The sequence below is a fragment of the Pseudomonas sp. PVC-3-1 genome, assembly GCF_057444315.1.
In genome coordinates this window covers 1,679,137-1,695,780 of the sequence record NZ_CM172023.1, presented here as the reverse complement: position 1 = coordinate 1,695,780, position 16,644 = coordinate 1,679,137, and the positions used below count along the sequence as shown (strand labels likewise).

At 65.7% G+C, this 16,644-nt stretch carries 14 protein-coding genes and 1 riboswitch; of the genes, 5 read left to right on the top strand and 9 right to left on the bottom strand.

Translation table 11 applies throughout. The features are described from left to right. Positions 1-5: 5 nt before the first annotated feature. The 4 genes from AC2T4A_RS07845 to AC2T4A_RS07830 form a co-directional block, all read right to left on the bottom strand. Positions 6-635, bottom strand: a complete 630-nt coding sequence (locus tag AC2T4A_RS07845; RefSeq protein ID WP_416750795.1) for a YqiA/YcfP family alpha/beta fold hydrolase — start codon at positions 633-635, stop codon at positions 6-8. Between the two features lie 75 nt (positions 636-710). Further along, positions 711-1,520: a 3',5'-cyclic-AMP phosphodiesterase gene (gene cpdA / locus AC2T4A_RS07840; protein WP_478378598.1), complete on the bottom strand. Its 810-nt coding sequence runs from the start codon at positions 1,518-1,520 to the stop codon at positions 711-713. Between the two features lie 159 nt (positions 1,521-1,679). Then, entirely contained in the window at positions 1,680-2,138 is a 459-nt protein-coding gene (locus AC2T4A_RS07835; protein WP_045216166.1) for a DUF1249 domain-containing protein, read from the bottom strand. Further along, positions 2,129-2,746, bottom strand: coding sequence for an NUDIX domain-containing protein (locus AC2T4A_RS07830; RefSeq protein ID WP_416750800.1), 618 nt, complete (start codon positions 2,744-2,746; stop codon positions 2,129-2,131). The genes AC2T4A_RS07835 and AC2T4A_RS07830 overlap by 10 nt, the downstream gene beginning before the upstream one ends. Before the next feature lie 216 nt (positions 2,747-2,962). Between AC2T4A_RS07830 and AC2T4A_RS07825 the strand changes: the two genes are divergently transcribed. Further along, positions 2,963-3,715, top strand: a complete 753-nt coding sequence (locus tag AC2T4A_RS07825; RefSeq protein WP_416750802.1) for an RsiV family protein — start codon at positions 2,963-2,965, stop codon at positions 3,713-3,715. A 180-nt stretch (positions 3,716-3,895) separates the two neighbouring features. On the opposite strand, the gene cytX is transcribed toward AC2T4A_RS07825, so the two are convergent. Beyond that, complete coding sequence (gene cytX, locus AC2T4A_RS07820) at positions 3,896-5,182, bottom strand: putative hydroxymethylpyrimidine transporter CytX (RefSeq protein WP_486743038.1); 1,287 nt, start codon at positions 5,180-5,182, stop codon at positions 3,896-3,898. Between the two features lie 134 nt (positions 5,183-5,316). Next, the gene (gene thiC / locus AC2T4A_RS07815) at positions 5,317-7,197 is read right to left on the bottom strand and encodes a phosphomethylpyrimidine synthase ThiC (protein WP_486743037.1); all 1,881 of its coding nucleotides are present in this window, start codon (positions 7,195-7,197) and stop codon (positions 5,317-5,319) included. Positions 7,198-7,309: 112 nt separating this feature from the next. Beyond that, positions 7,310-7,417, bottom strand: a riboswitch (TPP riboswitch). 172 nt (positions 7,418-7,589) lie between these two features. Between thiC and AC2T4A_RS07810 the strand changes: the two genes are divergently transcribed. Further along, complete coding sequence (locus tag AC2T4A_RS07810; RefSeq protein ID WP_486743036.1) at positions 7,590-9,044, top strand: TolC family outer membrane protein; 1,455 nt, start codon at positions 7,590-7,592, stop codon at positions 9,042-9,044. A gap of 392 nt (positions 9,045-9,436) precedes the next feature. Here the strand turns inward: AC2T4A_RS07810 and AC2T4A_RS07805 are convergent, their stop codons facing one another. Then, positions 9,437-10,225: a class II aldolase/adducin family protein gene (locus AC2T4A_RS07805; RefSeq protein WP_045216149.1), complete on the bottom strand. Its 789-nt coding sequence runs from the start codon at positions 10,223-10,225 to the stop codon at positions 9,437-9,439. A gap of 66 nt (positions 10,226-10,291) precedes the next feature. Further along, positions 10,292-11,365 (bottom strand): ABC transporter substrate-binding protein, encoded by a 1,074-nt coding sequence (locus AC2T4A_RS07800; protein ID WP_416750811.1) that lies wholly within the window; start codon positions 11,363-11,365, stop codon positions 10,292-10,294. A 335-nt stretch (positions 11,366-11,700) separates the two neighbouring features. On the opposite strand from AC2T4A_RS07800, the gene AC2T4A_RS07795 reads away from it, so the two are divergent. The 3 genes from AC2T4A_RS07795 (at position 11,701) to AC2T4A_RS07785 (ending at position 14,936) form a co-directional block, all read left to right on the top strand. After that, positions 11,701-12,051: a cupin domain-containing protein gene (locus tag AC2T4A_RS07795; RefSeq protein ID WP_416750813.1), complete on the top strand. Its 351-nt coding sequence runs from the start codon at positions 11,701-11,703 to the stop codon at positions 12,049-12,051. Between the two features lie 163 nt (positions 12,052-12,214). Then, complete coding sequence (locus AC2T4A_RS07790) at positions 12,215-14,164, top strand: oxidoreductase (protein ID WP_486743035.1); 1,950 nt, start codon at positions 12,215-12,217, stop codon at positions 14,162-14,164. Between the two features lie 178 nt (positions 14,165-14,342). Then, positions 14,343-14,936: a helix-turn-helix domain-containing protein gene (locus AC2T4A_RS07785; protein WP_416750817.1), complete on the top strand. Its 594-nt coding sequence runs from the start codon at positions 14,343-14,345 to the stop codon at positions 14,934-14,936. A gap of 320 nt (positions 14,937-15,256) precedes the next feature. Here the strand turns inward: AC2T4A_RS07785 and waaA are convergent, their stop codons facing one another. Next, positions 15,257-16,528 (bottom strand): lipid IV(A) 3-deoxy-D-manno-octulosonic acid transferase, encoded by a 1,272-nt coding sequence (gene waaA / locus AC2T4A_RS07780; RefSeq protein ID WP_486743034.1) that lies wholly within the window; start codon positions 16,526-16,528, stop codon positions 15,257-15,259. Positions 16,529-16,644: the final 116 nt, after the last annotated feature.

The window sequence follows — 16,644 nt, the reverse complement described above, 5'->3', positions numbered from 1 at the left end:
CCTGCTTAATCAGTCGAAGAGGTGATGGCTTCAAAGGCGGAAAAGTCGATGTCGCGCCACTGGCTGGACGGCACTCCGGCGAAAGCCAGGAGCGTCGGCAAGTGGCTGACGAAGCGCTGGAAACTGTGGTCGCCGCCGGACTCGATGCGCAGCGCGGCGCTGCGGTAGTAACGCTCGGCGGCGCGGTAGTCGAGGGTTTCGTCGGCGGTCTGCAGCCATACCTGGTAGCGCGATCCGTCGGTCGGAGCCGGGACTTCCAGTTCTGCCAGCGCAGCGACGTGATCAAGGGTCAGTTCCCAGGTCTCCCCACTGTAATAGTTGGTCTGCGGGCCGAGTTGGCCGTCGAACAGCCGGTGAGGCGCCACGGCCGGATTGATCAGCACGGCCTTGAGGCCATGGCGCTCGGCCAGGTAAGTCGCGTAGTAGCCGCCCAGGGAACTGCCGATCAGCAGCGGCTGGCCCAGTTCGGCGACGGCAGATTCCAGTTGTTCCAAAGCCTGGCGCGGATGGTGGTGCAGCGCGGGCACGCGCAGTTGCTCGGCCAGGCCCAGGCGCTCCATGGCGGCCGTGAACTGGCGCGCTTTCTGCGAGCCGGGCGAGCTGTTGAATCCGTGGATATAGAGGAATGCGGTCATGGGCCGGGAGGCTACAAGCTGCAAGTGGCATGCCGCAAGTGGGTCAGCGTCGCAAGGCGTTCGAAGCGTGACCGATCAATAACCCTTGATGCTGTAGTCGACTTCAAACTCGATGTCGGTCACCCGCGATACACCGGTCTCCACGCGCCCATCCGCCAGCAGGCGCAGCCAGCGATAACCGGGGGCCGGGCTGTCGACGCAGAAGTCCTCGCTGCCCGGCGTGAACTGCACGCAGGTGGACGGCGAGGCCAGCAGGCGCACGTCACCGCGCATGCGATCGATTTCCTGGTGCACGTGTCCCCAGAGCAGGCAGCGCACGTTCGGGTAGCGGTCCAGCACGGCGAAGAGTTTTTCCGGGTTGTAGATGCCGATGCGGTCCATCCACTGGCTGCCGATGGGCACCGGATGGTGATGGAAGCTGATCAGCAGGTGCTTGTCCGGCGCGGCCTGGATGGCGCTTTCCAGCAGCGCGGCCTGTTCGTCGGTCACCTGCCCCGGCACGGCACCGGGAATGGTGGAATCCAGCAGGATCACCCGCCAGGCGCCCAGGTCGATCACCGGATCAAGCAGGTCGCTGCCGGCGGCGACTTCGCGCATCGGCTCCATCTCGTCGTGATTGCCGGGGAACCAGCGGATCGGCGCGGTGATCGGCGCAGTAATGCTGCGAAAACGCTGGTAGGACTCGACCGAGCCATCCTGGGAGAGATCACCCGTGGCCAGCACCAGATCGATCGCCGGCTGCTCCTCGCCGACCAGGCGAACGACCTGGGTCAGGCTGTCAGCGGTGTCCATGCCCAGCAGCCGGCCGTTCTCTTGCGCGAACAGGTGGCTGTCGGAAAGCTGGACGACCAGGACGGAATCGGAAGCGGTGGGCTGGGTGGGCAATGCGCCTTCTCCTGTGAGGCGGGCGTGCGGGGATTCGTGACGAAGTATGGTGACAGGCGCCCCCCTGAGCAAACCGGGAAAGCGTCACAGATCACAGTTAGGGACACGAGTCTGCGATGGGCGGGCAGGATATCATGGCACGCCGCCACTATCGCGCCTTCAGCGTTGCAGCACCGGCTCCAGCTCATGCCCGCAGGACAGGCAGTGGCTCAGCCATTCACCAAGGAACTGGTTGAGCTGGTTCTTCTCGTCCGGCTGGTGCATCGCCTGGTTCGGATAGGGGTAGATCGCCAGCAGGCGGCGCGCCTGCTCGGCGCCGACCACTTCGGCCATGCGCGCGTCGTGGTACACCCGTACTTCCAGCTTGGGCGCCGGCAGCCAGGGCAGGCCCAGTTCCTGGCGCACCTGCAGCACGGTGGTGTACGGGCAAGCTTCGATCACGTCCAGCGCCAGCACGCCGAGCAGCCGCTCGCCTTCGCTGAGCGCCACGCGGCGCGAGACCTGGGCTTCGCGCATCTCGGGCAACAGGCGCATCAGGCGCAAGTAGTTCGCTTCGCAGGTCGCCTGCAGACCCGCCAGGTCGACGCGATAGCGCTCGCGCAACAGATTCACACCCATAACCCCCTTACCTCGGCGCGATTGAGCGCCAACCATTGCAGGGCGAGCATGCTCGCCGCGTTGTTGATGCGGCCGTCACGCACGCCCTGCAGCGCTTCCTCGAACGGCATGACGTGGACGCGGATGTCCTCGCCCTCCTCCTCCAGCCCGTGGATACCCGAAGCGGTGCTGCTGTCGCAGCGGCCGACGAACAGGTGCACCAGCTCATTGCTGCCGCCAGGTGACGGCAGGTACTGGGCGATCGGCCAGAGTGCGCCGAGGGTCAGGCCGGCTTCTTCCACCGCTTCGCGGCGGGCGACTTCCTCGGGCTCCTCGTCCTTGTCGATCAGGCCGGCGACCAGCTCCATCAGCCAGGGATTGACCCCGGCATCCATGGCGCCGACGCGGAACTGCTCGATCAGCACCACTTCATCGCGTTGCGGATCGTAGGGCAGCACGCACACGGCATCGTGACGCACGAACAATTCGCGGGTCAGCACCGGGCCCATGCCGCCGGCGAACTGGCGGTGCCGCAGGTGCAGGCGGTCGACCTTGTAGAAGCCCTTGAAGCACTGTTCGCGCTTCTGGATCTCGATGTCCTGGGGGCCTGGCTTGAACGTTTCCGACATCCCGTTCCACTCACTCTGCGTTGAACTTCGCGCCATCCTATCGCGCCGCCGGAGCAGGCGCAGCCTCTTTCGCGGGCCGCCGGGCGTCCGGACTGCTGTGACCGTCGCACACTGCCGCCGTTCCACCAAAGTGGTTCATACTCACCCGCCGAACCGGCAGCACCGATGGCGGTCGAACCACTCCATTGCCGGCGAACGTCAACGACAAGGATTCCCATGCGACTTCTGAAACTTGCCGCCCTGGGCAGCATCTGCCTGTTACTGGGGGCGTGCCAGGGTCTGTTCAAGCCCTCGCTCGACGAGCCGCTGAGCGCGAGCCACACCGCGTTCGAACATGCCAAACCCGGTTGCCAGGGCGAACAGTGCCCGCTGTTCAACCTCGACACGCTGAGCTTCGACGATGAGCCGGTGCTCAACGAAGCGATCAACGCGCAACTGCTGCAACTGGCCCGCGAGGGTGATGGTGCGGCACCTGCGAGCCTGGACGTCTACGAAAAACGCTTCCTCGATTCGGCCCAACCCGGCTGGAGCTCCTACCTGCAAGCGAAGATCCGCGAACAGCATGACGGTCTGGTGATCATCGAGCTGTCCAGTTATCGCTTCACCGGCGGAGAGTACGGCCAGCCCGGCCGCGCGTTCATCAATTATGATCGACGTATCCACAAGGTGCTTACCCTGCAGGACATTCTCCTGCCCGGCCAGGAGGACAATTTCTGGAAGGTCGCACGGATGGCGCACCAGGCCTGGATTCTGCAGAACAAGCTGGACGAGCAGGACCCGAATTTCTCCAAGGACTGGCCGTTCCAGCCGACCGAGCATTTCGCCCTGACCTTCGGCGCACTGACGCTCAAGTACGACATCGACCGCATCGCCCCGCACTCGGTCGGGCATCCGGAGCTGAAGATTCCGTATCCGCGCCTGAACGGCATCGTCAAGACCTACTACTTCCCGGGGCGCGGGACGCAGTAGATCAGCGCGAGAGTGGCCGGGAAATCATCGCGGACGGAGTCCGCTCCTACGCCGGATATCGGCACCTGCATGCGATCAGCCGGCAAGGCCGGCATTGGGCGGGTTCGCGAGCAAGCTCGCTCCTACAGGCCAATGCCGGCGCAACGGCTCGCGTAGGAGCGAGCTTGCTCGCAAATCGCCTCACGCCGAAGCCGGCACCTTCACCCCAACCCGCCCCAGCAGCAACTGCAGCACCGCTGCCACCACCAGCGCCGGCAGGGTCGCGCCCAGGTCCGGCTGGTAGTTCGCCAGCAGGTGATACACCACCACGCCACCACCCCAGGCCAGCAGCGAGCCCCAGCGCAGTCCATGGGGAATCGCGGCCGGCGCGCGGCGGCGCAGGACGAAGTGATCGATCAGCACCACGCCGAACAGCGGCGCGAACACCGAGCCGATCAGCAGCAGGAAGTTCTGGTACTGCGCCAGCGGCGCGAACCAGGCGATCAGGGTGCAGATCACGCCGATGGCCAGCGCCAGCAACTCGACCTTGAACGGCAACAGGATGCCGCTGGAGACCGCTGCCGAGTGGATGTCGGCGAAGGCCTTCTCCGACTCGTCCAGCAGGATCAGCAGCAGCGGGATGCCCATGCCGGCGCCGGCCAGCGCCAGCAGCAGCGCGTTGGCATCACTGCCCTGGGCGAATGCCAGGGTGTAGGCCACACCCAGGCCCATCAGCCAGAAGCAGCCGATGAAGAAGCCCAGCGCCGCGCCGGTGAAGGTCTGCCCGGCGCGCTTGCCGAAGCGCGAGTAGTCGGCGATCAGCGGCAGCCAGGACAGCGGCATGGCGATGGCGATGTCGAAGCCCACGGCGAAGGACAGCGAGCCGTCGCCCGCCTTGACCCAGATTGCCGCCAGGTCGGCGCGATGGAACAGGTCGAAGGTCAGCCAGACGCAGGCGGCAATCAGCAGCCAGATACCCCAGCGGCGCAGCACGCGACGCACGAAGGCGAGCGGGCCGGCAACCGCCAGCAGGGTCGCCAGCGCGCCGAACACCAGGGTCCACAGGGCCGGGTTGTTCCAGGTGCTGCCTTCGCCAAAGGCGCGAGTGGCCAGCAGGCTGGCGGCGTCGCGCATGACGATGATCTCGAAGGCGCCCCAGCCGATCAGCTGCATCAGGTTCAGCAGCGCCGGCAATGCGGCGCCGTGGCTACCCAGGCTGAGCTTGAGCGAGGCCATGGCGGACAGCCCGGTGTCGGTGCCGATCACCCCGGCGCTGGCCAGTAGCAGCACGCCGACCAGGGTGCCGAGCAGGATCGCGCCGAGTGCACCGGCCAGGCCCAGGCCTGGCGCCAGCAATGCACCGGTCTGCAGAACCATCAGGCCGATGCCCAGGGAGAACCAGAGGGAGAACAGGTCGCGCAGGCCGAGCACACGCTGGGCGCTGCCCACGGCGGAAGTCGGTGAATAGTCGATGGCGGTAGTGGTCACGATGCGTGCAGGGCTCGAAGGTTGAATTAGGTTTTTGTTTTTCGTAGGAGCTAGCTTGCTCGCGAACCCAGCTCGCCGATGACTCTGCTGCCGGGCGGTTCGCGAGCAAGCTAGCTCCTACAGGTACTGCGGGCTCACACCTGTTTGTAGATCACCGAGCCCTCGTCCTTGTAGCGCGCGGCCTGCTCCTGGAACCCGGCCTCGATGGCCTTCTGCTCATCGGTGAGACCGTTCTCCTTGGCGTAGTCGCGGACCTCCTGGGTGATCTTCATGGAGCAGAACTTCGGTCCGCACATGGAGCAGAAGTGCGCGACCTTGGCCGAGTCCTTGGGCAGCGTCTCGTCATGGAAGGCCCGCGCGGTGTCCGGGTCGAGGCCGAGGTTGAACTGGTCCTCCCAACGGAACTCGAAGCGCGCCTTGGACAGCGCGTTGTCGCGGATCTGCGCGCCCGGATGGCCCTTGGCGAGGTCGGCGGCATGCGCGGCGATCTTGTAGGTGATGATGCCGGTCTTCACGTCATCCTTGTTCGGCAGTCCCAGGTGCTCCTTGGGCGTGACGTAGCAGAGCATGGCGCAGCCGAACCAGCCGATCATCGCCGCGCCGATGCCGGAGGTGATGTGGTCGTATCCCGGCGCAATGTCGGTGGTCAGCGGGCCGAGGGTGTAGAACGGCGCCTCGTCGCAGCACTCCAGCTGCTTGTCCATGTTTTCCTTGATCAGGTGCATCGGTACGTGGCCGGGGCCCTCGATCAGCACCTGGACGTCATGCTTCCAGGCGATGCGGGTCAGCTCGCCGAGGGTTTCCAGCTCACCAAACTGCGCGGCGTCGTTGGCGTCGGCGATCGAGCCCGGACGCAGGCCATCGCCCAGCGAGAAGCTGACGTCGTAGGCCTTCATGATTTCGCAGATTTCTTCGAAGTGGGTGTAGAGGAAATTCTCCTGGTGATGCGCCAGGCACCACTTGGCCATGATCGAACCGCCACGGGAGACGATGCCGGTGACGCGCTTGGCGGTCAGCGGCACGTAGCGCAGCAGCACGCCAGCATGGATGGTGAAGTAGTCCACGCCCTGCTCAGCCTGTTCGATCAGGGTGTCGCGGAAGATTTCCCAGGTCAGGTCCTCGGCGATGCCGTTGACCTTCTCCAGCGCCTGGTAGATCGGCACGGTGCCGATCGGTACCGGGCTGTTGCGCAGGATCCACTCGCGGGTCTCGTGGATGTGCTTGCCGGTGGACAGGTCCATCACCGTGTCGGCGCCCCAGCGGATGCCCCAGGTGAGTTTCTCCACTTCTTCCTCGATGGAGGAGCCCAGCGCACTGTTGCCGATGTTGCCGTTGATCTTCACCAGGAAGTTGCGGCCGATGATCATCGGTTCCAGTTCGGTGTGGTTGATGTTTGCCGGGATGATCGCGCGGCCGCGGGCCACCTCCTCGCGGACGAACTCGGGGGTGATTTCCTTGGGGATGCTCGCACCGAAGCTCTGGCCCGGGTGCTGGGCATCCAGCAGGCCGGCGGCGCGGGCTTCCTGCAGTTTCATGTTCTCGCGGATGGCGATGTATTCCATCTCGGGCGTGATGATGCCCTGGCGCGCGTAGTGCATCTGCGTGACGTTCTTGCCGGCCTTGGCGCGGCGCGGGGTGCGTACATGGGCGAAACGCAGGGCGTCGAGGCTGGCGTCGGCCAGGCGCGACTGACCGAACTCGGAGGTCAGGCCGGGGAGGATTTCGGTGTCACCGCGCTCGTCGATCCAGCACGAGCGTACGTCCGGCAGGCCCTTGCGCAGGTCGATGCGCACGTCCGGGTCGGTGTAGGGGCCGGAGGTGTCGTAGACCATCACCGGGGCGTTCTTCTCGCCGCCGAAGGCGGTCGGGGTGTCGGCGAGCGAAATTTCCCGCACGGGGACGCGGATATCCGGGCGCGAGCCGGTCAGATAGACCTTCTTCGAATTCGGAAAGGGCTGGGTCGACTGGCGATCCAGCTGCTCAAGGCGGGTGACGTTGTTTTTCTGGGTGCTCATCCTGGCTCTCCTGGGGTTGATTGCCGGGGAGAACCTGGGACGAGAGGAGCTGCTTGCTGCAGCGAAGGGACGCATCCCGGAGAGGGCTGGGGCCGGGGCGGAATGCGCCGCGGGATGCGTACTTCTTGTTCCCTACGCGGGTCTTAACCCGATCAGGTTCAACGGGATCCGGAACTATCCGATCTCAGCCCCTCGCAATGGGGCACCCCGACAAGAACGCCCGCAGTCTAATCAAGTGCGCGCGGATAAGCCAACGCCGCCCGGCCGAAAACGCGCAATTGCTTACACGCAGCTACACTCCTGCCTCGGAAGGCTCGTACGAACGTGCCTTGACCGCCACCGGCGGCGACCGTAGCCTTGCCCCACCTCGCATCACTTTCCAGGATGAACGAATGCTGCGCAGACTCTCTCTGGCTGTCGCTGTAGCCGCAACGACAGGCTTTGCCTGGGCTGCACAGCCCGCTCCGGCTGCTTCTCCGCTGCCCACCAAGACCGACCTGATCAGCGTCTATAAAGATGCCGTCGACAACAACGCCGACCTCGCCGCCGCCCAGGCCGATTACCTGGCGCGCAAGGAAGCCGTGCCCCAGGCACGCTCCGGCCTGCTGCCGCAGATCAACGCCGGTGCCGATGTCGGTAACAGTCGCACGTCGCTGGACACCCCGAACGTCACGCTGAACCGCAGCAGCCAGGTGATCCAGGCGACCCTGAGCCAGCCGCTGTTCCGCGCCGACCGCTGGTTCCAGCTCAAGGCGGCGGAAAACACCACCGAACAGGCCCAGCTGGAATTCTCCGCAACCCAGCAGCAGTTGATCCTGCAGTCGGCCGAGAACTACTTCGGCGTACTGCGCGCCCAGGACAACCTGGCCGCCAGCAAGGCCGAGGAAGCGGCATTCAAGCGCCAGCTCGACCAGTCCAACGAGCGCTTCGACGTCGGCCTGTCCGACAAGACCGACGTCCTCGAATCCCAGGCCAGCTACGACACCGCGCGGGCCAACCGCCTGGTCGCCGAGCAGCGCGTGGATGATGCCTTCCAGGCGCTGGTCACGCTGACCAACCGCGAGTACAGCTCCATCGAAGGCATCCTGCATTCGATGCCGGTCGTGGTGCCGATTCCCAACGACGCCAAGGCCTGGGTGGACACCTCGGTCCAGCAGAACCTGCGCCTGCAGGCCAGCAACTACGCCGTCGACGCCGCCGAAGAAACCCTGCGCCAGCGCAAGGCCGGCCACCTGCCGACCGTCGACGCCGTGGCCCAGTACCAGAAGGGCGACAACGACGCCCTGGGTTTCACCAACTCCGGCGCGCCGGGTGATACGCACTACGGCAAGTGGGTCGACCAGAGCAGCATCGGCCTGCAACTGAACGTGCCGATCTACAGCGGCGGCCTGACCAGTTCGCAAGTGCGCGAGTCCTACCAGCGCCTGAACCAGAGCGAGCAACTGCGCGAGAGCCAGCGCCGCCAGGTGGTGCAGGACGCGCGCAACCAGCACCGCGCGGTCAATACCGACGTCGAGACCGTGAAAGCCCGTCGCCAGGCGATCATCTCCAACCAGAGCTCGCTGGAAGCCACCGAGATCGGCTACCAGGTCGGTACCCGCAACATCGTCGACGTACTGGACGCCCAGCGTTCGCTGTACAACTCGGTGCGCGACTACAACAACAGCCGCTATGACTACATCCTCGACAACCTGCGCCTGAAGCAGACCGCCGGCACCCTCAGCCCGGCCGACCTGCAGGCGCTGAGCTCGTACCTGAAGCCGGACTACAACCCGGACAAGGACTTCCTGCCGCCGGACCTGGCCAAGGCCGCCGAGCAACAGCTCAAGTCCAATCCGCAGTACTGATCCGGCCCCATGAAAAAGCCCCGCATCGCGGGGCTTTTTCTTTGGCGGGTCAGTGCGGCCAGTGGTTCGCAGGTCCTGGAAGGTCCTGCATGAAGTGAAGCCGATCGCGGACAGAGTCCGCTCCTACGCCCAGCTCGGAGGTAGGAGCAACTGTCTTTTTCTGGGGAGTCCGTACCCATTCATCCCCCTCACCCCAGCCCTCTCCCTCAGGGAGAGGGAGCAATCCGATCCGGCTGACGCCAAGGTTTCATCCTGCACCGAACGGTCCCCTCTCCTCCTGGGAGAGGGTTAGGGTGAGGGCCAACCCGAGCGCAGAACTTTCACGTAGGAGCGGACTCCGTCCGCGATGGGTCGAGCCATGCGCGGAGCCGGTCAACACAACGACCGATTGCTCAATCACGGTAACCGGGCGACACCCGATCCAGCATGCGCAGCAACGCGCTCCACGCCAGGTCGTAACCATCCGGATCGCTCAGCTCCCCCTCCGCCAGCGGCCGCGCCGGGGCATTGAATTGTTGCTCGGTGTGACGGCACACCTCCTCCGGTGGAATCACCAGCTCACCGCCGGCCTGGGCCGCCAGTTGGATGTCGCAGGCCTTCTCTAGGTAGTACATGCGCAGGAACGCCTGCTGCACCGTCTGACCCACGGTCAACAGGCCGTGGTTGCGCAACATCAGGCCGTAGTGGTCGCCCAGGTCGCGCACCAGACGCTCCTGCTCGTCCATCGACAGGGCGATGCCTTCGTAGTCGTGGTAGCCCAGGCGTCCGTAGAACTCCAGGGAAATCTGGTTCAGCGGCAGCAACCCACAGGCCTGCGCCGCCACCGCACAACCGGCGCGGGTATGGGTGTGCAGCACGCACTGCGCGTCTTCGCGGGCGCCGTGGATGGCGCTGTGGATCACGAAGCCGGCCGGGTTGACCTTGTAGGGCGACGGCTCGACCGCATGACCGCTGAGGTCGATCTTCACCAGGCTCGACGCGGTGATCTCGTCGAACATCAGGCCATAGGGATTGATCAGGAAATGGTGGTCGGGACCGGGGATGCGCACCGAGATGTGGGTGAAGATCAGGTCGGTCATGCGGTAGTGCGCGATCAGGCGGTAGCAGGCCGCCAGTTCCTCGCGCAGTTTCCATTCCTCGGGCGAACAGGTGGCGCGACTGGGCGCCTGCAGCGACGTCATGGTGCACTTCTCCTCAAGGCAAAAGGACGCCGGGGCACAGGCCCCGGCGTCACGGTCACATTCTGGTCATTGGGCGGCCCAGGCGTTGAAGCGCTCTTCCAGCTCCTCGCCGTGGTCAACCCAGAACTCATCGTCCATCGCCAGGCCCTGGGGCAGATTCTGCGTGGAGGTCGGCACCCAGCCGGCCAGGTCGGACGGCAGGCGTTCGGCGGCCTGCTTGTTGGTCGGACCATACGCAATGTGCTTCACGTAGTCGACCTGGGCATCGGGCTGGTTGGCGAAGGCAATGAAACGCTTTGCCGCATCGACGTGCTGCGAGCCCTTGATGATCGCCCAGTAGTCCATGCCGTAGAGACTGCCCGGCCAGACCAGTTGCAGGTTGCGTCCGCCCTTGTAGGCATCGGCGATGCGCCCGGTGTAGGTGGTGGTCATCACCACGTCACCGGCGGCCAGCCACTGCGCAGGCTGCGCACCGGCTTCCCACCACTGCACGTACGGCTTGATCTGGTTGAGCTTGGCGAAGGCGCGGTCGACGCCGGCCTTGGTGCCCAGCGTCCTGTAGACGTCCGCCGGCTTCACGCCGTCAGCCATCAGGGCGAACTCCAGGTTGTAGATCGCGCGCTTGCGCAGACCGCGTTTGCCAGGGAATTTCTGCACGTCCCAGAAGTCCGCCCAGGATTGCGGCGCCGGCTTGAGCTTGTCGGCGTCATAGGCGATGGCCACGCCCCACACCAGCGCGGCCGAGCCGCAGTCCTTGGCGGCGTTGGGAATGAGCTGATCCTTGTTGCCGATCTGCTGCCAGTCCAGCGGCACGAACAGGCCCTCGTCGCAGCCGCGGGCCAGGTCCGGGCCCTCGATCTGCACCACGTCCCAGTCGGCGTGGCCGGTGTCGGCCATCACCTTGATGCGTGCCATCTCGCCGTTGTACTCGGTCTGGGTCACGCCCACCCCGGACTGCTTGCTGAAAGGCTGGAAGAACGCGGCATCCTGCGCCTTCTGGCCAGCACCGCCGTAGCCGACCACCACCATGTTCTCGGCGGCCTGGACGGCGCCGCAGCTCAGCCCGAGGGCGAGCAGCAGCGGTGAGGTGACGGTCTTGAGGAAGGAGCGCTTGTGGAAGTTGTTGCGGTGGAAAGTCATCGAGCATACCCCCAGTCGTAGGTGGCAATGGGCGCAGCCGGGATGGCCGCGCGCACGCTGGACGGGCGCGCCGGAACAACGGGCAGAGGGAAATCGATTGCCAGCGGGTGGGCCCGCCATGCGAGGGGGGACCGTACGGGACGGTTCATGCGCCTCTCCTCTTGTAGTTGTTGTGGAGCACGTCGCGGTTGCTCCGGAAAACTCCGGGAGCGGCTTCGAAACTACCCAGTCACTTTTAAAAAAACAAGTTGATTTTTTACTGGCGGTAAATTTCCATAGACATAACTTAAGCAACACTTGCCTAGACAACATTGCCCGACTCAGGAGAAGCCGCCGTGTCCCAGGTCCGCCACTTCCAGCAATCCGCCCTGCAGTTCCAGTCCTATGGTGGGCAGGACATCGAACGCGCCGCCATCTGCCGGCTGATCGGCCCGGCCGACAGCGAAACCATGGGTGCGGGCCTCGCTCGCTTCGACGGGGTGTCCATCGAGTGGACCGTGCTCTACGACGAACTGATCGTGGTGCTCGAAGGCAACTTCCGCCTGCGCCTGGCCGACCAGGTAATCGACGCCAAGCCCGGCGACGTGATCTGGGTGCCCGAGCGCACACCACTGGCCTACGAAGGCGAGAAGGCCTGCGTGTTCTACGCCCTCTACCCGGTGGACTGGCAGGCGCGCAACGCCTAGCTGGTCGACCGGCTGCGCGGCGGCGCAACGGCGTTGGAAACCGGCTCGGCATGCTCATTACTGAAGTAAATTCCGCTGCCTCTCCGGTCTCCGCCTTGTTGCGCTCTACCTCGCGCGGTCGATGTTTAGCGCTGTATTTACAACAAGAATCCGGAGTTGCCCGATGAGCCAGTTTCCCCACCTGTTCAGCCCGCTGCGCATCCGCGGCAAAGCGCTGAAGAACCGCATCATGTCCACTGGGCACGACACCTCGATGCCCACCGACAATCTGGTCAACGACCAGTTGGTGGCCTACCACACCGCCCGCGCCAAGGGCGGCGTCGGCCTGATCGTGCTGCAGGTCGCCGGCGTGCATGACAGCGCCCGCTACACCTCGCACGTGCTGATGGCCACCGATGACGCCTGCATCCCCGGCTACCGTCGCATCGCCGAGGCGTGCCATGCCGAAGGCACCGTGGTGCTGTCCCAGGTGTTCCACCCCGGCCGGGAGATCATGGAGTCCAGCGACGGCCTGCTGGCCGTGGCCTACGCACCGTCCGCCTCGCCCAACGAACGTTTCCGGGTGATGCCCCGCGAGCTGAGCCAGGCGATGATCGACGAAATCATCGAAGGCTACGCCGCCGCCGCACGCCGCCTGCACACTGCCGGCATCGATGGCGTGGAAGTGGTCGCCAGCCACGGTTACCTGCCGGCACAGTTCCTCAACCCACGGGTGAACCGCCGCAGCGACGGTTACAACGGTGACCTCGACGCCCGCCTGCGCTTCACCCGCGAAGTGATCACCGCCATCCGCGCCGCCACCGATGAAGACTTCATCATCGGCCTGCGCATCTCCGCCGACGAACGCGATCCCGAAGGCCTCACCGAAGACGAATCGCTGCAGGGCGTCAAAGGGCTGCAGAAAGACCTGGACTACGTGCACATCGTCGCCGGCACCTCGGCATCGCTGGGCGGCGCCATCCACATCGTGCCGCCCATGGCCATCGAGGCGGCGTACCTGGCCAACGAGGCCGGCACCTTCAAGCGCAACCTGGACATTCCGCTGTTCGTCACCGGGCGCATCAACCAGCCGCAGGAAGCCGAGCTGATCGTCGCCCGCGGCCAGGCCGATGTCTGCGGCATGACCCGCGCGCTGATCTGCGACCCGCAGATGCCGAGCAAGACCGAAAGCGGCCATGTCGAGGACGTACGCGCCTGCATCGCCTGCAACCAGGCGTGCATCGGCCACTTCCACCGCGGCTACCCGATCTCCTGCATCCAGCATCCGGAAACCGGCCGCGAACTGATCTACGCAGAACGCACGATGGCCGCCCAGCGCAAGCGCGTGCTGGTCGTCGGTGGCGGGCCGGCAGGCATGAAAGCGGCTGCTGTCGCGGCACAGCGCGGCCATGACGTGACGCTCTGCGAGGCCAGCGGCCAGCTTGGTGGACAGGTCAACCTCGCCCAGCTGCTGCCGCGTCGCGCGGAGTTCGGCGGCGCCTCCACCAACCTGCAGCGCGAGATGCAGCTGGCCGGCGTCGAAGTGCGCCGCAATACTCGCGTCGACCGCGCGCTGGTGGAAGCCGAGCGTCCCGATGTGGTGATCGTCGCCACCGGCGCCAAGCCCTATCGCCCGCCATACGAGGAGGCTGGTGAGTTGCAGGTGGTGGACGCCTGGCAGGTACTGCGCGGTGAAGTGAAGCTCGGTCGCTCGGTGCTGGTCACCGACTGGCGCGCCGACTGGATCGCCCCCGGCATCGCCGAGCGCCTGATGCGCGACGGCCACCAGGTGCACCTGGCGGTGAACGGCACCCACGCCGGCGAAAGCCTGCCGCTCTACGTACGCGACCACCTGGCCGGCGAACTGCACCGCCTGGGCATCACCATTACCCCCTACGCCCGTCTGTACGGCGTGGACGACAGCACCGTCTACCTGCAGCACACCGCCAGCGGCGAGCCGATGCTGGTGGAAAATATCGACACCCTGGTGCTCTGCCAGGGCCACCAGCCGGTGGACGAACTGGCCGATGAGATCGTCGACCTCGCCGAGGTACGCCGTATCGGCGACTGCCTGGCGCCGCGCACGGCGGAGGAAGCGATCTACGAGGGTCTCAAGGCGGGTTGGGCAATCTGAGGCCCTTGTTTGTAGGAACGAGCTTGCTCGCGAACCGCCCAGCGCCAAAGTCGCCGGAAAGCGTGTTCGCGAGCAAGAACTGGGCGTCCCCCTCGCTCCTACAAGAAAAGCAATCGGTCCACAGCCCCGGCGCATTGTTTAGAATGCCCCACGACGCCCATCCCCAGGACCTCTTCGCATGAGCCGCAAAGCCCCGCAGGAAGCACCCGCCAACGCCGAAGCGCAGTTCCTCGGCACCCGCATCCGCGGCCTGCGCAAACGGCGCGGCATGACCCTGGCGGAGCTGGCCGAGCAGAGCGGGCTCACCGCCGGCTACATCAGCCAGCTGGAGCGCAACCTGGCGTATCCGTCGATCCCGGCGCTGTTCAACATCGCCCGCAGCCTGGGCGTGACCATCCAGTGGTTCTTCGCCAGCGAAGTGCAGGTCGACCCTGGCGACGCCGGTTACGTAGTACGGCGCAATGCGCGCACCAGCGTGCATTACGAAGATGGCATCGTCGACGAACTGCTCAGCCCGCAGCCCAGCCGCCAGCTGGAAATCCTCCATTCGAAGTTCCCGCCCGGAACCTACAGCCAGCAGAGCTACAGCCACGAAGGCGAAGAAGCCGGCTACCTGCTCAGCGGCACATTCGAGCTGTGGGTAGGCGAGCGCTATTTCCTGCTCAATGAAGGCGACAGCTTCAGCTATTCCAGCCAGGAGCCGCACCGCTATGGCAACCCGGGGGATGTGGATGCCGTGGTGCTCTGGGTGATTACGCCGCCGACGTTCTGAGAGCTTCGGAGTTTTTTGTAGGAGCGAGCTTGCTCGCGAACGCTCTTACAGGAGTACCGGGGGCAGACAGGTTCGCGAGCAAGCTCGCTCCTACAGTCGAGGTCCTGGGAAACTCTGGAGCCCAGGCTCTCCCCTCACCCCAGCCCTTTCCCTGAGGGAGAGGGGGTGGGTCGGCGCTGGCGGGGAGGCAGGCAACCTGTTGGCGAGCCTTTTAAAACTGCTTTGTCCGGCGGGCTCAGTGTGTCAGCCGACACCGATCGGTCCCCTCTCCCACCGGGAGAGGGGCAGGGTGAGGGAACGTCTCTGCACCGCAGTCCGCATCAGCCCCTGACCAAGCGCCCCAACCCATCCAGCAACCGCTCCAAAGCGCCCTGGTTGGCCTTCATCACCCCCAACCCAGCCTCAGCCATGCGCTCCGCCGAAGCAGGCTCGTCCCACAACGCCGCCACGGCCACCGCCAGCGAAGGCGCATCGGCTACTTCGCGCAACGCCCCGACCTCACGCAATTGCGCGGCGATTTCCAGGAAGTTGAACAGGTGCGGGCCGGACAGCACCGGCTTGCCCAGCGCCGCCGGCTCCAGCAGGTTGTGCCCGCCGTTGGGCACCAGGCTGCCACCGACGAAAGCGACGTCGGCCAGCGCATAGAGGAACAGCAGTTCGCCCATGGTGTCGCCCAGCAGAACCTGGGTGTCCGCCGTGACCGGCTCGCCGGTGGAGCGACGCTGGGTTCGGAAGCCTTCACGCTGGCACAGCTCGAACATCGGGCCGAAGCGCTCCGGGTGGCGCGGCACCAGGATCAGCAATGCGTCCGGATGCTTTTCCAGCAGTTGGCGATGGGACGCCAGAATGATTTCGTCTTCCCCGGCATGGGTGCTCGCGGCAATCCAGACCGGCCGCTGTTGCGCCTGCCACTGGCCGCGCAGGTCACTGGCGCGCACCCGCAATTCGGGGTCGATAGTCAGGTCGAACTTGATCGAGCCCGTCACGCTCACGCAGCCTGGGCGTGCGCCAAGCCGCCGGAAGCGCTCGGCCTCGGCCTCGGTCTGCACGGCGATCCAGCTCATCTCTTCCAGCATCGGCCGGGTCAGCCCGGCGAAGCGCGCATAACCGCGCGCCGAGCGCTCGGACAGCCGCGCATTGGCCAGCGCCACCGGAATGCCGCGCTTGGCGCACTGGTGGATATGGTTGGGCCACAGCTCCGTTTCCATGATCACGCCCAGCACCGGCCGTGCACGGTCGAGGAAACGCGCCGCGGCCCAGGGCAGGTCGTACGGCAGGTAGCAGTGCTGCACCTGGTCGCCGAACAGTGCGCGGATGCGCTCGGAGCCGGTGGGTGTCATGCAGGTGACGGTGATCGGCAGGCCGGGATGGCGCTGCATCAGCGCGCGGATCATCGGCGCGGCGGCGATGCTCTCGCCCACTGAGACCGCGTGCACCCAGATGCCGCCGGGCTTGAGCGCCGGCAGGCCAAGGGCGAAGCGCTCGCCGACGCGCAGGGCATAGGCCGGCGCCTTGCGCGAGCGCAGGAACAGGCGCAGCGCGACCAGCGGCAGGCCCAGGTGGAACAGCAGGGTATAGAGGGTCCGGTTCATGGCGGCGGAGAGTAGCAAATTCCCCCGGCGCCCCGCCGCAGAATCCGCTACCGGGTCGCTTTCGTAGGGCGCATACCGCGCCAGCGCTATCCGCCACGCATGGGTGGCAATCCTCG